At 54.8% G+C, this 15,044-nt stretch carries 13 protein-coding genes and 1 pseudogene; 4 read left to right on the top strand and 10 right to left on the bottom strand.

What is annotated here, in order from left to right; genetic code table 11:
* Positions 1 to 6: 6 nt before the first annotated feature.
* Together NAL19_RS14115 and NAL19_RS14110 are read right to left on the bottom strand one after the other, a co-directional pair.
* Positions 7 to 672, bottom strand: a complete 666-nt coding sequence (locus NAL19_RS14115) for an amino acid ABC transporter permease (RefSeq protein ID WP_263057675.1) — start codon at positions 670 to 672, stop codon at positions 7 to 9.
* An 8-nt stretch (positions 673 to 680) separates the two neighbouring features.
* Positions 681 to 1,358, bottom strand: a complete 678-nt coding sequence (locus NAL19_RS14110; protein ID WP_225085187.1) for an amino acid ABC transporter permease — start codon at positions 1,356 to 1,358, stop codon at positions 681 to 683.
* 289 nt (positions 1,359 to 1,647) lie between these two features.
* Between NAL19_RS14110 and NAL19_RS14105 the strand changes: the two genes are divergently transcribed.
* Positions 1,648 to 3,057: an MmgE/PrpD family protein gene (locus NAL19_RS14105; RefSeq protein ID WP_263057674.1), complete on the top strand. Its 1,410-nt coding sequence runs from the start codon at positions 1,648 to 1,650 to the stop codon at positions 3,055 to 3,057.
* 28 nt (positions 3,058 to 3,085) lie between these two features.
* Here the strand turns inward: NAL19_RS14105 and NAL19_RS14100 are convergent, their stop codons facing one another.
* The 3 genes from NAL19_RS14100 to NAL19_RS14090 form a co-directional block, all read right to left on the bottom strand.
* On the bottom strand, positions 3,086 to 3,919 hold the full coding sequence (locus tag NAL19_RS14100) for a transporter substrate-binding domain-containing protein (RefSeq protein WP_225085185.1): 834 nt from the start codon (positions 3,917 to 3,919) through the stop codon (positions 3,086 to 3,088).
* 331 nt (positions 3,920 to 4,250) lie between these two features.
* Positions 4,251 to 5,450 carry a sensor histidine kinase gene (locus tag NAL19_RS14095; protein WP_263057673.1) on the bottom strand — a complete coding sequence of 400 codons (1,200 nt, stop codon included), beginning with the start codon at positions 5,448 to 5,450 and terminating at the stop codon, positions 4,251 to 4,253.
* A gap of 5 nt (positions 5,451 to 5,455) precedes the next feature.
* The gene (locus NAL19_RS14090) at positions 5,456 to 6,145 is read right to left on the bottom strand and encodes a response regulator transcription factor (RefSeq protein ID WP_225085183.1); all 690 of its coding nucleotides are present in this window, start codon (positions 6,143 to 6,145) and stop codon (positions 5,456 to 5,458) included.
* Positions 6,146 to 6,312: 167 nt separating this feature from the next.
* Between NAL19_RS14090 and NAL19_RS14085 the strand changes: the two genes are divergently transcribed.
* The 3 genes from NAL19_RS14085 to NAL19_RS14075 are packed head-to-tail and all read left to right on the top strand — an operon-like array spanning position 6,313 to position 11,305.
* Positions 6,313 to 7,113 (top strand): MipA/OmpV family protein, encoded by an 801-nt coding sequence (locus NAL19_RS14085; protein WP_263057672.1) that lies wholly within the window; start codon positions 6,313 to 6,315, stop codon positions 7,111 to 7,113.
* 26 nt (positions 7,114 to 7,139) lie between these two features.
* Positions 7,140 to 8,222: an efflux RND transporter periplasmic adaptor subunit gene (locus NAL19_RS14080; RefSeq protein WP_225085181.1), complete on the top strand. Its 1,083-nt coding sequence runs from the start codon at positions 7,140 to 7,142 to the stop codon at positions 8,220 to 8,222.
* On the top strand, positions 8,222 to 11,305 hold the full coding sequence (locus NAL19_RS14075; RefSeq protein ID WP_263057671.1) for an efflux RND transporter permease subunit: 3,084 nt from the start codon (positions 8,222 to 8,224) through the stop codon (positions 11,303 to 11,305). Before NAL19_RS14080 ends, NAL19_RS14075 begins: the two co-directional genes overlap by 1 nt.
* A gap of 212 nt (positions 11,306 to 11,517) precedes the next feature.
* Here the strand turns inward: NAL19_RS14075 and NAL19_RS14070 are convergent, their stop codons facing one another.
* From NAL19_RS14070 to NAL19_RS14050, 5 genes and pseudogenes are all read right to left on the bottom strand, one after another.
* Entirely contained in the window at positions 11,518 to 11,694 is a 177-nt protein-coding gene (locus tag NAL19_RS14070; protein ID WP_411561435.1) for a hypothetical protein, read from the bottom strand.
* A gap of 73 nt (positions 11,695 to 11,767) precedes the next feature.
* Positions 11,768 to 12,091, bottom strand: a pseudogene (locus NAL19_RS14065) (enolase C-terminal domain-like protein); the annotation flags it as partial.
* 61 nt (positions 12,092 to 12,152) lie between these two features.
* Positions 12,153 to 12,317: a hypothetical protein gene (locus NAL19_RS14060; protein WP_263057670.1), complete on the bottom strand. Its 165-nt coding sequence runs from the start codon at positions 12,315 to 12,317 to the stop codon at positions 12,153 to 12,155.
* Between the two features lie 326 nt (positions 12,318 to 12,643).
* A complete protein-coding gene (locus tag NAL19_RS14055; protein ID WP_263057669.1) occupies positions 12,644 to 14,143 on the bottom strand; it encodes a SulP family inorganic anion transporter in 1,500 nt (499 codons plus the stop codon).
* A gap of 172 nt (positions 14,144 to 14,315) precedes the next feature.
* Complete coding sequence (locus tag NAL19_RS14050) at positions 14,316 to 14,798, bottom strand: DUF2501 domain-containing protein (RefSeq protein WP_263057668.1); 483 nt, start codon at positions 14,796 to 14,798, stop codon at positions 14,316 to 14,318.
* Positions 14,799 to 15,044: the final 246 nt, after the last annotated feature.

Genomic DNA, 15,044 nt, shown 5'->3' with positions numbered 1-15,044 from the left:
GTCAGACTAGGGGGTGGAACGGAAACGACGCTCAAGCCGTGCGGCGAGGTAACTCCCCGGCCAGATCAAAACGAAATACAGCAGCGCCACCACGGTCAGAATTTCTAGCGGACGATAATAGGTGCTGCTCAGCAGTCGTCCTTGGTACATCAGTTCGTTGACGGCCAGTATGGAGGCCAGTGAGGTGACCTTAGCCAGCTCGATCATTCGGTTGGTGAGGGCGGGCAGCATGTTGCGTAACACTTGCGGCAGCACCACGCGCCGCAGGATCACCGCCTGCCGCATGCCCAGCGCTTTCGCCCCTTCCCACTGCCCGTGGTCGATGGATTGCAGCCCCGCGCGGAAAATCTCCGTACAGTAGGCGGCGCTATAGAGCGTCAGAGCCAGTGCGGCGGCGGCAAAAGTGCTGAACTGCACACCGACCAAAACCGGGAAGGCGTAATAAAACCAGATCAACTGAATCAGCACCGGCGTGTTGCGAAAGATTTCGACAAAGAGCCTGGCAGGGAGCGACAGCCAGCGTTTGCCAAATACGCGAAACAGACCGAGAACCAGCCCCAGTACGGTGCCCAGTACCCCCGCGAGCAGCCAGAGTTCGAGCGTGACGCCAAGGCCTTTTAGCAACACGGGAAGGTTTTGCCAGACCAGCGAGAAATCCCATTGATAGTGCATGATGTTCCTTACGTGAGCCGACGGTCTGCCAGCGACAGCCGTTTCTCAATATGTTGACTCAACAGACTAATCAGCAGCAGCAGGGTGAAATACATCACCGCCACCAGACTGTAGACTTCCAATGGTCGGTAGGTTTGGCTGTTGATCTGCATGGCCTGATAAAGCAGCTCGCTGTAGGCCAGAGATGACGCCAGCGACGTGGATTTGATGAGTTCAAACGAGCGCTCAATAAAGGGCGGGATCATCCGGCGTAATGCCTGCGGAAGAATAACCCGACGTAGCGCCGTTGATTTCGGCATGCCCAGCGCTTTAGCCCCTTCCCATTGTCCCGTGTGAATAGAGGAGATCGCGCCACGGTAAACTTCGGCATAGAAGGCACCGGACTGTGCGGACAACGCGATCACGGCGGCGGTAAAAGGCGAAAAGGTTAACGGCGTAATGACGGGCAGGGCATAGTAAATCCAGAAAAAATGCACCAGCGCGGGTGTATTACGGTAAAAGCCAATCAATATCCCAGCAGGTAGACGCAACAGTCGTCGCGGTGACATTTTCATCGCGGCGAGCACCATGCCTGCCACCATTCCGATCAGGATGCTGGTGGCACCGATCTTTATCGTTCCCCACAGTCCTTCCAGCAGTAGCTGATGGTAAGGCCAGATGGCGGAAAAATCCCACTGATAAGACATAGATATAGCGCCCCTGAAAAGTGCGTATACCCGTCATACTTCAAGTTGCATGTGCGTTGGCTACGTTCAAATACTCGTCCCGTCGTGGGCCTCGCCCTGTGGGCCAACGCCTTGCGTTGTTCAAAACGCTAACGTTTTGTCCTGAAACTCGAATTATTTAGGGTGAATTAGGAAATACGTTTCTTATTTTGTTAGAACCTATGCATCTTAGCAGGTCGAAAAAATGATAAATAAATAATAAAACGTGGTGCTAATATTCCTTTTATGTATAAACAATGATGATTTTTCGATGACTCACTCTGCCGTATTACCGCTGACGCTGCGTCTGGCGACCTTTGCGCATCGGTTGACGATTCAGGACATTCCCGCCGCATTAAGACGAAAAATTGTGCTGCATTTTATCGACAGCCTGGGCTGCGGCATTGCAGGCGCAAACAGTCAGGTGGTACGGGATTGTGCACGCGTCACCCGCCTGCACTATGCGGCGGGTAACAGCCCAATAGTGGATGGCGGAGCGCCGCTAGCCGCCATCGGCGCGGCATTTTTGAATGCGGCTGCGATCAATGCGCTGGATTACGATGATGGTTATGAGGTTGCCGGGCGCGGCATGGGGCACCCCGGTGCCACACTGGTTGCCGCCGCGCTAGCGGCAGGAGGAACGCGTCCGATCGACGGCGAAACGCTGATTTGTGCGCTGGCTGCGGCGTATGAAATTAATGGCCGGATCATTCAGTCTCAGCAGCCGAGTCCGGCGCGTTTTCAGCAGGTTTACGGCGTGTGCCAGCATGAATCCATTGGAGCGGCAGTGGCCTACGGATTACTGACGGGGTGTGATGCGGAAGGACTAGAGAACGCCATCGGTCTGGCGGCGTCGCTGACGCCGTTGCCCAGCCTGCACAAATACAACTGGCAGCAGCGGCCGCTGGTGTCTTTCAAGGATTACAATGCCCCGGCGGCAGAATCGGGCGTGCGTGGGGTAGAACTCCATCGCGGCGGGATTATCGGGCCAAGAGATGTGCTGTCCGGCGAGCAGGGATTTTGGCGCATGATGGGGTCTGATCGCTTTGATGAAACGGCATTGTTGGCTGGACTAGGAGAGGAGTGGGCCATCCAGCACGCCAGCTTCAAAGCGTATCCGGCCTGTCGCTGGATACATACCGCACTGGAATCCTTCGAGCGCGTACAGCATGATCTGGCGCTATCACCGCAGGACATTGACCTGATTCGCGTCAAGGGAAGCCAGCGGCTGGCCGCGGACTTTATGGATACGCGACCGCAAAATGCGACGGACGCGCAGTTTAGCCTGCCGTTTGCGCTGGCGTGTCTGGCTTATCGTATTCCGCGCCATCGCTGGAGTGCGGACGACGCCTTAACCAACCCAGAACTTCTGGCGCTGGCCGATAAGGTTCAGGTTGAGGTTTCTCCTGAACTTGACCAGCTTATGGCGCAGGCACGTCGGCCAGTGTTGCAGGTTGATGTTGTCACGCGAGGAAAGGTAGTGAGCGGTGAACGCATCGCGTTTCCGCTGGGCTGCGCCGAAAACCCGCTAGCGGAAAGCCGCATTATGGCGAAATTTGCGCAGAATCTCTCGTCCCGATTTGCCCCAGCAAAGGTTGCGGAGGCAACGGCGGCGTTATCCGAACTTGAGCAATGTCAGGATGTCGCCGCGCTGCTGACCCCGCTAATGCAGATGTCCTGAATCCGTTCAGGACGGGTAGCGACTTAGCTTATTTCCAGTCTTCTTTAATGACCGATGGCACTTTGCTGACGTCCACGCCGCGCAATTTGAGCGCCTGCTCATAGTAGTGCTGCGTCTTGCCGGATTGATACAGCTTGGCAAACTCGTCATTCAGGAAGTTATGGAAAGTTTGATCAGCTTCTTTACGGATTGCTCCGCTGGTACTGACTTCGATAATCGGCTTCGGCAGAATCAAATTGCCTTTGCCGACTTTAGCCTGTTGCAGCGCCAGCGCAGGGTGGAAATAGGACAGCGCATCGACCCGACCCGCGTAGAATGCCGCCACGCCTTCATCCATATTCGGGAAACGCACCAACTGCGCTTTTGGCAGACGTTTGGTCAGAATCAGATCCGGGCTGGAACCCAGCGTGACGCCGATTTTAACATCTTCCCGATTGAGGTCGTCCCAGTTGGTCACCGTAATGCCATCGCGAATCAACACGCCTTGTGCATACCAAAAGAAAGGTTGTTCAGGAAAATCGACCGCTTTTTTCCGCTCTTCCGTTGGGTCGAGCACCAGCATGGTATCGATCTGACCGGTTTGTAAGGCGGCGATGGCGTTGCCCCATGTGGTTTCCACCGTCACCAATTTTACCCCAAGGTCTTTTGCCAGTTCTTTGCCGATGTTATAGCCAATGCCGTCCCATTCTCCGGTTGACGGGTTTTTAAAATACCACGGCTCACCCTGTGCCACGCCGATGCGTAACTCACCGGTCTGTTTGATGTGCTGCCAGGTTGAGGTTTGCGTTTCCGCAGCCTGACTAAAGAAGGCGGCGCTAATCAGCGTTAACGCCATGACTACCTGGTGAAGTGAACGTTTCATTATAGTTACCTTGATGATTGAGTTTTAATCGAGGCGATATATTTCGCTCATGCAGAGTAGCGAAATACTTATAGCGAAATTAGTTCTTTTCGTCTTATCTCATTCCAGATAAATATAACGATTCATTGAGATAAAAATCACTCTGGCGCATAGTCTTCCTTGCGGTAAGGCGCGTCATCTGGGGTTGCTCCATTTCTTTTGCCACGGAGCTGGTGAACGTTGCCGCTATTTTCGGTGTTTTCCCCTGCGGCAGGGCATAGCAATAATTTCGCTATGCTTTTTAATTATGAGCAATTACGCATAATCCCCCGTTCTGTCAGGCACTGTTCTTTCAGGTACGACGAGGCAGCGTCATTATGATGATAAGTCCGCCGTTTTTGCCGCGTTCTGCATAAATAGTGCCACCATGTGCGGTGATAATGGCGGAGGCGATGGATAGCCCCAGCCCGCTGCCGCCGGAGTGCCGTCCGCGCGAATGTTCGGCACGCCAGAAGCGGTCAAAAAGCAGGGGCAGCGATTCAGGCTCAATCCCCGGCCCGCGATCGGAAACGGTAATCTGCCAGCACGGCGCGTTTTCACGCAGCGTTGTTTCACGTACCTCAATCGCCAGATAGCGGCCATCGCTGGCATAGCTTAATGCGTTTTCGATCAAAATCGAGAACACCTGTCCTAACCGTTCGCGGTCGGCAAGGCAAAAGTCGTGTTGTTCAATATGCGTCTGCGTTTGAAATCCTGCCTGCTCTAGCTGAGGTCGATACCAGGTCAGTCGCTCGGTAATGAGTTCGTCGAAGTAGAAAGGGGTCTGAACCAGTTGCAACTGCCCGGCTCTGGCGAGCGACAGGAAGTGCAGATCCTGAATCACATGATTGAGCTGTTCAAGCTGTTTGATGACCATTGTCAGTTGGGTTTTATCACGCGGGAAAACGTCATCGAGCATGCCTTGAACGCGGCCCATCGCCGCATTTAACGGCGTACGCAGTTCGTGGGCCAGCGCCGCGCTGGATTCGCGCAGTTCCCGTTCGTAGCGCTCCAACTGCGCGGTCATGTTATTAAAATCGTCTGCCAGCGTGACTAGCTCCATCGGCGCCTGTTCGACAAGCTGCGTGCGAGTATCAAATTTTCCCTGAGCGACGTCACGTGCGGCGCTGGCTATATTGGAAAATTGCTGTGACAGCGGCCGCGCCCGCCACAGAAGCACGACGACGACGGTAGGTAAGGCGATCAGAATCATGATCGCGAGCACCAGCCAGTCGGTGTTGGCAATCTTAGGCACGAAGAAATCCGGGCCATAATACTGATTGATAATCTGCTGGTAGCGAAGATTACCGTAATCTTCCTGTTTGCTTAACTGTTGAAACTCCGTCCGTACCTCGTCCGGCATTTGCTGTTCGATGTAGACATTGTTGATGGCGAAGCGCAGCCACATGAGGGCCGCAATAATCAGTATGGTGGCGAGCAGCAGTGAAATAATACGGAAACACAGCCAGCGCCACAGCGACATGTTTTCTGACAGAAAGATCGATTTTTTCATCAGGTTCACCGGAATCGATAGCCGACGGAGCGGACGGTAACGAGCACATTGATGATGTTGTGCTGGTTGAGCTTTTTCCTGAGATTGTGGACGTGCGTGTCCACCACTCGTTCCAGCGCGTCGCTTTCCGGCAGGCTGGCTTCCAGTAATTCGTTCCGCGTAAAGGCGCGGTTTGGCGCTTTGAGCAACGTCACCAGAATATTAAATTCAGTGGGAGTCAGATCGAGAACCACAGATTCGGATGGCGATAGCGCGATGCTTGCCGTCACGGAGGTGGGATCAACCGAGAGATTTTCGAATGTCAGGATCGCCTCTTCGCGGACCGCATAGCCCGTTCGTCGCAGTACGGCCTGCACCCGTGCTACCACCTCCTGTGGGTTATAAGGTTTGACGACATAATCATCCGCACCGTAGCGCAGTGCGCCAATCCTTTCCGGCTCGTCGCCGATAGCCGTGACCATAATCACCGGAATATTACTGCGCTGACGCAGGGCGGATAGCACCTCTGAACCATTCATCTTCGGTAGCATTACGTCCAGCAAAATCAAATCGGGTTTACTGGTCAGCGCCATGTGCAGACCTTTTTGTCCATCAGGCGCGATAGCAACCTGATAGCCATCGCGCCGCAGATAAGCCTCGAGCACGCTAGCGGCATCCATGTCGTCTTCAATAATTAACACCCGTTTTTCTGCCATCGCACCCTCTTGATGAAATCTTAAAAAACCACAAAACGTTTCTTGACTAAGCATCAGCATAATCCGCCACGGTGCATAAAAGCTAACACCAATTACCTTGCACCCACCAGGGAACACCATGGTAAAAGATTATCGCGTCAAAGAGGGGATGTATGAACATAACAAGAATGATTTTATCTACTAGCCTGCCCGCTATCGTGCTATCTGGCACCGCATTGGCTGCGGAATTGGAAACATCATCGCCCTCGATTTTCGGCGACCACACGGATGTGACCGTGGGCGCTGCCGCTCAAAATGCGCCGCGTTACCGAGGGAGTAAAGATCGTCAGACTACGGCCCTGCCTGTGCTGACCATTCAGCGCGGCGCGCTTTATTTCGATTCTACGCATGGTATCGGCTGGCAATACCAGTCGCCTTCCGGTTTTTATCTCGATCACGCCATCGGTTACGACATGGGAAGGGATGATAAAAACAGCCAGTGGCGTGCAGGCTCAAACCGACTGAAAGGAATGGGCAAGGTTAAAGGATCGGTAACCACCACCGTAACGGCGGGGTATCAGTTTGCGCCGTGGCTAGCGCTGGAAGCGAGCGGCGAGTTTGCGCTGAGTGAGACAAAAAGGGGAAATCACTACCGCGTCGGGGCAAAGAGCACGGTATGGCAGTCCGCGGCACAAGACGATGTGCTGGCATTGTCGGCGGACGTGTTGATGGGGGATGCTCGCTTTAACCAAACCTACTATGGCGTGACGCAGCAGCAGAGTATCCGCTCCGGGTTGGCAGTTTATCATGCTGGTAAAGGCGTTTACGGCTATGCGCTGGGGGCAAACTGGACGCATCAATTTAGCCCTGTGTGGTCAACTAACGTGGCGGTGACCTCAACCTGGCTTACTGACAAGGTTGCGGATAGTCAAGTTGTTGAACGGCGTAATGATACCGGCGCCACGCTGGCCGTTCTGTATTCGTTCTGATGTTATCTGGTAAGTGAGAGGATGTAATGATGGTCAGCCGTTTTGCTTTCTGTCTGCTGTCGGCCGTGTTACTTAGCGGCTGTGACAGCGCTGATGATGTGCCTGTGTCACCGTCCGTCAGGCCGGTAAAAACGTTGGTGGTCATGCCGGCGATGAGTCGGGAACCGGTGACGTTGACAGGGGAAGTTCGTCCTTATGAAGAAACGGCGTTAGGTTTTCGACTGGATGGTCGCATCCTTAATCGTCTGGTGGATGTGGGCGCGTCGGTAAAGCGTGGCGATGTTATTGCGACGCTTGATGCACGCGACAGTGAAAACCAGTTGCGTAGTGCACAGGCGGATTTAGCCAGCGCAATTTCGGCGGAACGGCTGGCGAAAAGCAATTTTTCCCGCATGAAGGCACTGGCTCCGGGCGGAGCGATTGCACGCGTGCAGCTTGATGAAGCGCAGGCAAATTGGGACGCGGCGGTTTCCCGCCGTGAAAGTGCGCAGGCAACGGTGAAAGGCGCGCAGGAACGCTTCGGCTATACGCAACTCACGGCCACACAGGACGGCGTCATCACTACTGTCAGCGCGAACCCCGGCCAGGTGGTGAGTGCCGGACAAGAGGTGGTGAAACTGGCCTCCCTCGACGGGCGCGATGCGGTGTTTGATGTACCGGAACGGCTGGTTAATCAGTCACTTTCCTCGCGCGTTATTCGTGTTTCATTGCTGTCGGATCCGAGCGTTCAGGCTGAAGGGCGAGTGCGGGATATCAGCCCACAGGCCGATCCCGTTACGCGTACTTTCAGAGTGAGAGTCACGTTAACTTCGCCACCCGCTGCGATGGTACTGGGAGCAAGTGTGAAGGGTGCAATACAGCAGTCTGACACGGCCGTCATTGAACTGCCCGCCTCTGCGCTTACGCGACAGAGGGAGCAGCCTGCGGTCTATGTCGTAGACACGGCAACGCAGACGGTTCGTTTGCGGCCGGTTACCGTGGCGCGCTATAGCGACACGACGATTTTCATCTCCGAGGGGCTGAAACAAGGCGATCGCGTGGTGACCGCTGGCGTCAGTAAATTACGGCCAGATGAGAAAATTCGGCTGGATGAGGAGGAGCGTCGCTGATGTCACAGGAACAACAACCCACTCGCGCCCGCTTTAACCTGTCCGCCTGGGCACTGGCGCATCAGCAACTGGTCGCGTTTATGATGCTGGTGATTATGGCGGCAGGCGTGATGAGCTACCAACGTTTGCCTCGCAACGAAGATCCGGCATTTACCATTAAGTCCGCAGTGGTGTCTGCCGCCTGGCCGGGCGCCACGGTGAATGATACGGTCAATTTCGTTACTGATAAGCTGGAGAAAAAATTACAGGAAACGCCGTATCTCGATTATGTCGAGAGCTACACCCGAGCTGGGGAATCGGTGGTTTTCGTTAACCTGCGTGATGACACGCCGCCATCTGCCGTACCGAATATCTGGTATACGGTGCGTAAGAAAATGACGGACATCGCCAGTTCGCTCCCTGATGGCGTCAGCCCGCCGTCTGTTAATGACGAATTTGATGATACGTTTGGTACGATTTATGGCTTTACCGCCGAAGGGTTTTCGCCGCGAGAGCTGCGCGATCGTGTCGAGGATATTCGCGCTGCGTTATTGAGCGTGCCGGATGTTGGCAAGGTCGACATGCTGGGCGTGGAAGAAGAACAGATCGTGGTGACGTTTTCTCCCCGACGTCTTGCCGGATTAGGGATTGATGCGCAGCAGGTTATTGATTCACTGAAAGCGCAGAATGCGGTCACACCTGCGGGTATTATTCGCACTGAAGATGAGAAGATTGCCGTGCGCGTTAGCGGGGCGTTCACCTCCGAGCAAAGCTTGCGCCAGATTACATTGCGCATCGGCGGGAAATTTGTCCCGCTGGTTGATATCGCTACGATTCACCGTGAAACGGCAGAACCACCGTCGCCAACGTTTCGGGTTAATGGTGAGAAAGCGATTGGGCTGGCAATCTCCATGGCTCCGACTGGCAACATGCTCAATTTCGGTCAGGCCATTCGCGATAAAATGAACGTGATTGCAACGCAGCTTCCGCATGGGATTGAAATGACGCGCGTGGCCGATCAATCGGAAGTGGTGAAAGGGGCAGTCGGCGGATTCATCAAAGTGCTGCTGGAAGCTGTTGCGATTGTACTGGCGGTATCGTTCGTCTCTCTTGGCAGCCGTGCCGGATTGGTCGTTGCTGCATCCATCCCGATTGTGCTTGCGATGACCTTTATTGGTATGGAGATAACCGGTATTGGCTTACAGCGTATCTCGCTCGGGGCGTTGATTATTTCGCTGGGGTTGTTGGTTGATGACGCCATGATTACCGTGGAGGCGATGGTGTCGCGACTGGAAGAGGGCTGGGATCGCAAGCGGGCGGCGGCATGGGCCTATGAAAGCACGGCCTTCCCCATGCTGACGGGGACGCTGGTGATGATTGCCGGGTTTATCCCGGTGGGGTTTGCCTCATCAAGCGCGGGCGAATACTGCTTTTCACTTTTTGTCGTCGTGCTTATCTCCTTGCTGAGTTCCTGGATCGTGGCCATTCTCTTTTCACCCTTGCTCGGCGTCTGGTTGTTGCCAAAAACGTTTCGTCACCAGCATAACGAACTGGGGCGGGTTGGTCGTCTTTATCGCCAGTGGCTGCAACAAGCGCTGGCAAACCGGGGAATGACGTTACTCATCGCAGTGCTGTTGCTGGTGGTCGCCTTGTTTGGCGCTACCCGGCTGCAAGGCGAATTTTTTCCCGCTTCGGACAGACCGGAACTGCTGGTCAGTCTGACGCTGCCGGCGAACGCTTCACAGGCAGCGACGGAAACGCAGGCGAAACGGCTGGAAGCCATGCTGAAAGACGATCCCGATGTTGACCACTTTTCCACCTATGTTGGGTCGGGCGCGGTACGTTTTTATCTCCCGATGGATGTGCTGTTGAGCCACGAAAATATTGCGCAACTAGTGGTGGTGGCAAAAAGTCTGGAGGCGAGGGACGCATTGGCCGCACGGTTGAATCAGGTGCTTGAGCGCGATTTTAGCAATATTGTGGCGCGTGTGTCCGCACTGGAGCTGGGGCCGCCAGTGGGCTGGCCACTTAAATATCGAGTCGCCGGGCCGGATATTCACCGCGTCCGTGATATTGCGCAAGGTCTGGCTAGCCTGGTGGGGAATCAGGCTGATGTTCGTGAGGTGAATCTGACCTCGGGCCAACCGGAGCGCACGGTGAACGTGGTGCTCAATCAGACGGAAGCCCGCGCCGTTGGCATCAGTTCGCAGGATGTAGCCAGCATGTTGGCGGCGATATTTTCCGGTTCTACGCTGACGTCGGTGCGCGATGGTAATCGGCTGGTGGATGTGGTCGTGCGCGGCACGCCGCAGGAACGCAGAGACGTCGCGACGATCGCTAATCTGCAAATACCGATCGCGGATGGGCGCGCCGTCCCGCTGGAGCAAATCGCTACCGTGGCGTATGGTGTCGACGATCCGATTATCTGGCGGCGTCAGCGCGAGCCGTTCATTACGGTACAAATGGATGTGGCATCGGGCGTGCGGGCTCCTGCGCTATCTGAAAAACTGGCGCCTGAGATTGAACGCTATCGTACCACGTTACCCGAAGGGTACCACATCACAGAAGGTGGCGTGGCGGCCGAGTCTGATAAAGGCAATAGTTCCGTATATGCGGTGTTGCCAGTGACGCTGTTGGTCATGCTGGTGCTATTGATGATTCAGTTACAGCGCATTTCTCGCATGGTATTGGCATTTCTGACCGCGCCGTTTGGCCTGATCGGTATTGTTGCCGCCATGTTGCCGACCGGCACACCGATGGGGTTTGTGGCGCTGCTGGGGGCGATTGCGTTGGCGGGCATGATTATTCGTAATGCGGTTATTCTGATTGGCGAAGTCGATCTGAACGTGAAAAACGGGCAGCCCGCGACAGAGGCGATTGTGAATGCCGCCCAGCATCGTTCACGGCCGATAGTCTTGACCGCGCTGGCGGCAATTCTTGGCATGATCCCGATTGCACATCAGGTGTTTTGGGGGCCGATGGCGTACGCGATTATCGGCGGGTTGATGGTGGCGACGCTGCTGACACTGCTTGCGCTGCCTGCGGCGCTGAGTTTGCTCATGCAGTGGGAAGGGCGGAAAGCGGCAAATTCTACGTCGTCTTAAGAAAAACGCGGCAGGTTGTGGCGCGACGCGTGATAGCCACAACCTGCCGAATTGTCGTTATTGATCGACGACGGAACCGTCGACGTGCAGCCGGGTTTTCAGGCCGCGACGACGGTAAGGGAAGCGGTTCTCCAGATCGTCCGCCAGCTCGATACCGATACCGGATTGCGTCGGTATTTCCATAAACCCGTCCACGCATTTGAAGGTGTTCTTCACCACGTCTTTTTTCCGTACGCCGTTTTCGACGCCTGTTGCGCCAAATTTTTCCGACAACGCCGGCTGGTCATCCCCCTTGGATACTCCAGCAGGGCAAAATTCGGAATGCTGACGGCGATCTGCAAACAGGCGGCGGTAGACACCGGGCTGAGTGGGTTGTGTGGTACGACCATCAAATCGTTGGCTTCTGCCTGCGCCGCCACTTTTGTCGCACCGGTAATGCCCCCCGCACATGCAGACATCAGGGCGCACATAGGCGACCACGTTGCGGCGAATCAACATCGCAAATTCCTGCGGATTATTCAGGCGTTCGCCAGTGGCAATAGGAATATTGATTTTGTCGGCCACCTCCGCCATGGAGTCGAAGTTATCTGCGCCGATAGGGTCTTCAATAAAATAGGGATAAAACGGCTCAATACCGCGAGCGAACACCACGGCATCGGCGGTTTTCAGACGGCGGTGAACTTCGATACACAGGTCGACATCGTTACCGACCGCTTCCCGATAGAGGCCGATGCGCTCAATGGCTTTGCCGATCTCTTTGGCGTGGGTGATGAAGTAGGGGGGCATCGCGCGACTCATCCAGAAAAGGCGTCAGATGACCAATCGCGGTAAAGCCATCGGCTTTGGCCTATTTCAGGTTGGCGATAGTTTCTTCCGTGGTGCGGCCTCCTGCATGCGCATAAACGCGCGCCTTGTCGCGGCAGCGACCGCCCAGCACGTTATAAACCGGCGTATCGTAATATTTGCCCGCGATATCCCACAGGGCGATATCGATGGCGCTGATGGCCCCCATGATGGCGGCGCCGAGCGGTACATATACTGCCAGTGGTGTTCAATACGCAGCGGATCTTGCCCAATCAGATACGTGCGCAGTGCCTCAACCGCACCTTTGGAGGCATCGAGAAAGCCTCAGGTACCGGATTCGCCAATGCCCGTTAGCCCTTCGTCAGTGGTGACCTCAACAAACATATATCGATTCGCGAGGATCACGCGCACGTCGGTAATTTTCATCAACCCTTTCCTTAAGTTAGCCTGCTTAGCATTGAGTCTAATCACACAGGCGGGCGGGTTGTCAACGCTGGCGTCCGCGACGGTAGCCGTCTTCGAACGCCGGGTGACTTAGAGGTGCCCAGACAGACGCTGGTGGATTTTGGTGCTATGGGTATCCAGCCCGACTATCGCAACCTTCGCATTATAGCGATGATAGCGGGTTTCGATCGCGTCGAGCGCCGCCACGCTGGAGGCATCCCAGATTTGGGCGTGCGTCAGATCGATGGTGACGTTTTGCGGATCCTGCGCATAGAGAAAGTGTTCGAAGAGGTCGTTGCTGCTGCCGAAGAAGAGCGGCCCGCGCACCGTATAGTTTACCGATTGTCCGTCTTCACTCACCTGCCGCTCCGCGTGAATGACGTGCGCCACGCGGCGAGCAAACAGCAGGATGGCAAAGATCACACCGCCCGCTACGCCGATAGCGAGATTCCCCGTCGAGACGGTGGCGATAACCGTCACGATGACCACCAGCGTTTCCGACAGAGGCATACGTTTCAGCGTCGTAGGATGCAGGCTATGCCAGTTCATCGTCTTGACCGCGACGATCATCATAATGCCGGCCAGCACCACCATGGGAATCTTCGCCATGATTTCGCTCAGTCCGGTCACTAACAGCAGCAGCACCAGCGCGGCGGCGAGGGTAGAAAGGCGCGTGCGCGCTTTGCCTAACTCCACGTTGACCACGGTTTGCCCGATCATTGCACACCCGGCAATGCCGCCGTAGAAGCCGGCGAAGATATTGGAAACCCCCAGTCCCCAGCATTCGCGGCGCTTGCTGGACGGCGTATCCGTGATGTCGTCGACCAGTTTGGCCGTTAACAGCGACTCCATCAGTCCGACAAAGGCAATACTCAGCGCGGTCGGCCAGATGATGTGTAGCGTTTCAAGATTGAGCGGCACCAGCCACTGAGTGAAACCCGGTAATCCGGGCTGCATAGGGCCAGCATCGCCGACATTAGGCACCGTGATGCCGGTAAAAATAGCGATTGCGGTTACCGTCACAATCGCGACCAGCGGTGCGGGAATGCTTTTCACCACATAAGGCAACAGCAGAACAATCGCGAGCGTCAGCGCAAACAGCAGCCAGACAAGCGAGGATTGCCCGTAAATATGCGGGACCTGCGCGGCAAAAATCAGGATGCCCAGCGCATTGACGAAACCGATCATCACCGAGCGCGGGATGTAGCGCATCATTCTCGCCAATCCGGCCAGGCCAAACAGAATCTGGATGATCCCTGCCATGATCACGGCAGGCAGGATATAAGCTACGCCGTGTGCGTGTACCATCGGTCCGATAACCAGCGCTACGGCTCCCGCCGCCGCCGTCACCATTGCTGGCCTACCGCCGAGGAAGGACATGGTGAAGCACAACACAATGGAGGCTATCAGGCTAACTTTCGGATCGACGCCTGCGATGATAGAAAACGAAATCACTTCTGGGATAAGTGCCAGTGCGGTGATGGTGCCAGCCAAAATCTCGCGCATCAGCAGCGAAGGAGAGCGTAATACAGCAAGCGTTGACGGCGCAGAAGGCGATGGTACCGGCGTGGCGTCGGGTGATGAAATCATATATGCAGGCTTAATTTTTATGTCATGACAAAATGCGGGAGAGGATAAATTATCGGCAGGATAAAAGATACTGTCCTTCATCGGCAGGTAGGGAAAACTCCGCGATGAAGGAAGGGGGCATTGGCGCGATATCTGCTCAATAAAACCGTTGGCAAGAGCCAATGAATCAATATCAGGAAAGGAATTTCACACCTTGCTTCAAGACAATATCGCACGCCTTGGTCTTCACCTTTTCCGCTAAAGGCGTATTTCCTATATTATTCAGATTCAGTTGTTTGCCATCGCGGGTATTCAAGAGACCTGCCAGCCCTTGTGTATAATCAGTCTGTTGCTGTTTTTCTTGCTGAGAAGTCAGACCAAGTTTATCCAACAATTGGTTTTTGATGTTTTCTGTATTGGTTGCAGAAACCAACTTCTGTTTCACGCAGTATTGCAGGATCCCTGCCGCGTTGTTCATGCTGCCGGCACTTAACGCCTGATTGCCACCATTGAGCAGCCCTGCTAATCCACTCAATCCGCCGGATGAAGCGCTATTCTGACCGAGTTGGCTAACCGCGCTGGAAAGTGAATCCTGCAAACCTGCTGCCTGGGCGTAGCCTGTAAGCATAAAAGCCGCTAAACCAACGGCACCGACTACGTTTCTGATTGATTTCATGACACCCTTACTCTCTGTTTAACGTCCACGTTGTAGAAAATACCGCGAAATATCGTACTTAAAAAGCAGAAATCTCTGCATCGTTTCTCTTCTTTTATTTGAATTTGTTACGGTTTCTACCACGTTTTTTCTGACTCCTGTCTCTATCTATCCGTTCTCCCAGGGAATTCAAGAATACGATGCTCGGACAGTCCATTAATGGGGGCAAAGGTGTGATCTCTTCTTTTTGTTCAGTACCGCCCCATC

Origin of the sequence: Pectobacterium sp. F1-1, from assembly GCF_025643735.1 — a bacterium.
GTDB classification, from domain to species: Bacteria; Pseudomonadota; Gammaproteobacteria; order Enterobacterales; family Enterobacteriaceae; genus Pectobacterium; species Pectobacterium colocasium.
The sequence above is the reverse complement of the archived record's forward strand: the minus strand, read 5'-3'. Positions and strand labels throughout refer to the sequence as shown.

Bases quoted from the DNA above. Each gene is read 5' to 3' on its own strand.
- NAL19_RS14115 (WP_263057675.1), bottom strand. From the start codon at position 672: ATGCACTATCAATGGGATTTCTCGCTGGTCTGGCAAAACCTTCCCGTG.
- NAL19_RS14110 (WP_225085187.1), bottom strand. From the start codon at position 1,358: ATGTCTTATCAGTGGGATTTTTCCGCCATCTGGCCTTACCATCAGCTA.
- NAL19_RS14105 (WP_263057674.1), top strand. From the start codon at position 1,648: ATGACTCACTCTGCCGTATTACCGCTGACGCTGCGTCTGGCGACCTTT.
- NAL19_RS14100 (WP_225085185.1), bottom strand. From the start codon at position 3,919: ATGAAACGTTCACTTCACCAGGTAGTCATGGCGTTAACGCTGATTAGC.
- NAL19_RS14095 (WP_263057673.1), bottom strand. From the start codon at position 5,450: ATGAAAAAATCGATCTTTCTGTCAGAAAACATGTCGCTGTGGCGCTGG.
- NAL19_RS14090 (WP_225085183.1), bottom strand. From the start codon at position 6,145: ATGGCAGAAAAACGGGTGTTAATTATTGAAGACGACATGGATGCCGCT.
- NAL19_RS14085 (WP_263057672.1), top strand. From the start codon at position 6,313: ATGATTTTATCTACTAGCCTGCCCGCTATCGTGCTATCTGGCACCGCA.
- NAL19_RS14080 (WP_225085181.1), top strand. From the start codon at position 7,140: ATGATGGTCAGCCGTTTTGCTTTCTGTCTGCTGTCGGCCGTGTTACTT.
- NAL19_RS14075 (WP_263057671.1), top strand. From the start codon at position 8,222: ATGTCACAGGAACAACAACCCACTCGCGCCCGCTTTAACCTGTCCGCC.
- NAL19_RS14070 (WP_411561435.1), bottom strand. From the start codon at position 11,694: ATGGTCGTACCACACAACCCACTCAGCCCGGTGTCTACCGCCGCCTGT.
- NAL19_RS14060 (WP_263057670.1), bottom strand. From the start codon at position 12,317: ATGGGGGCCATCAGCGCCATCGATATCGCCCTGTGGGATATCGCGGGC.
- NAL19_RS14055 (WP_263057669.1), bottom strand. From the start codon at position 14,143: ATGATTTCATCACCCGACGCCACGCCGGTACCATCGCCTTCTGCGCCG.
- NAL19_RS14050 (WP_263057668.1), bottom strand. From the start codon at position 14,798: ATGAAATCAATCAGAAACGTAGTCGGTGCCGTTGGTTTAGCGGCTTTT.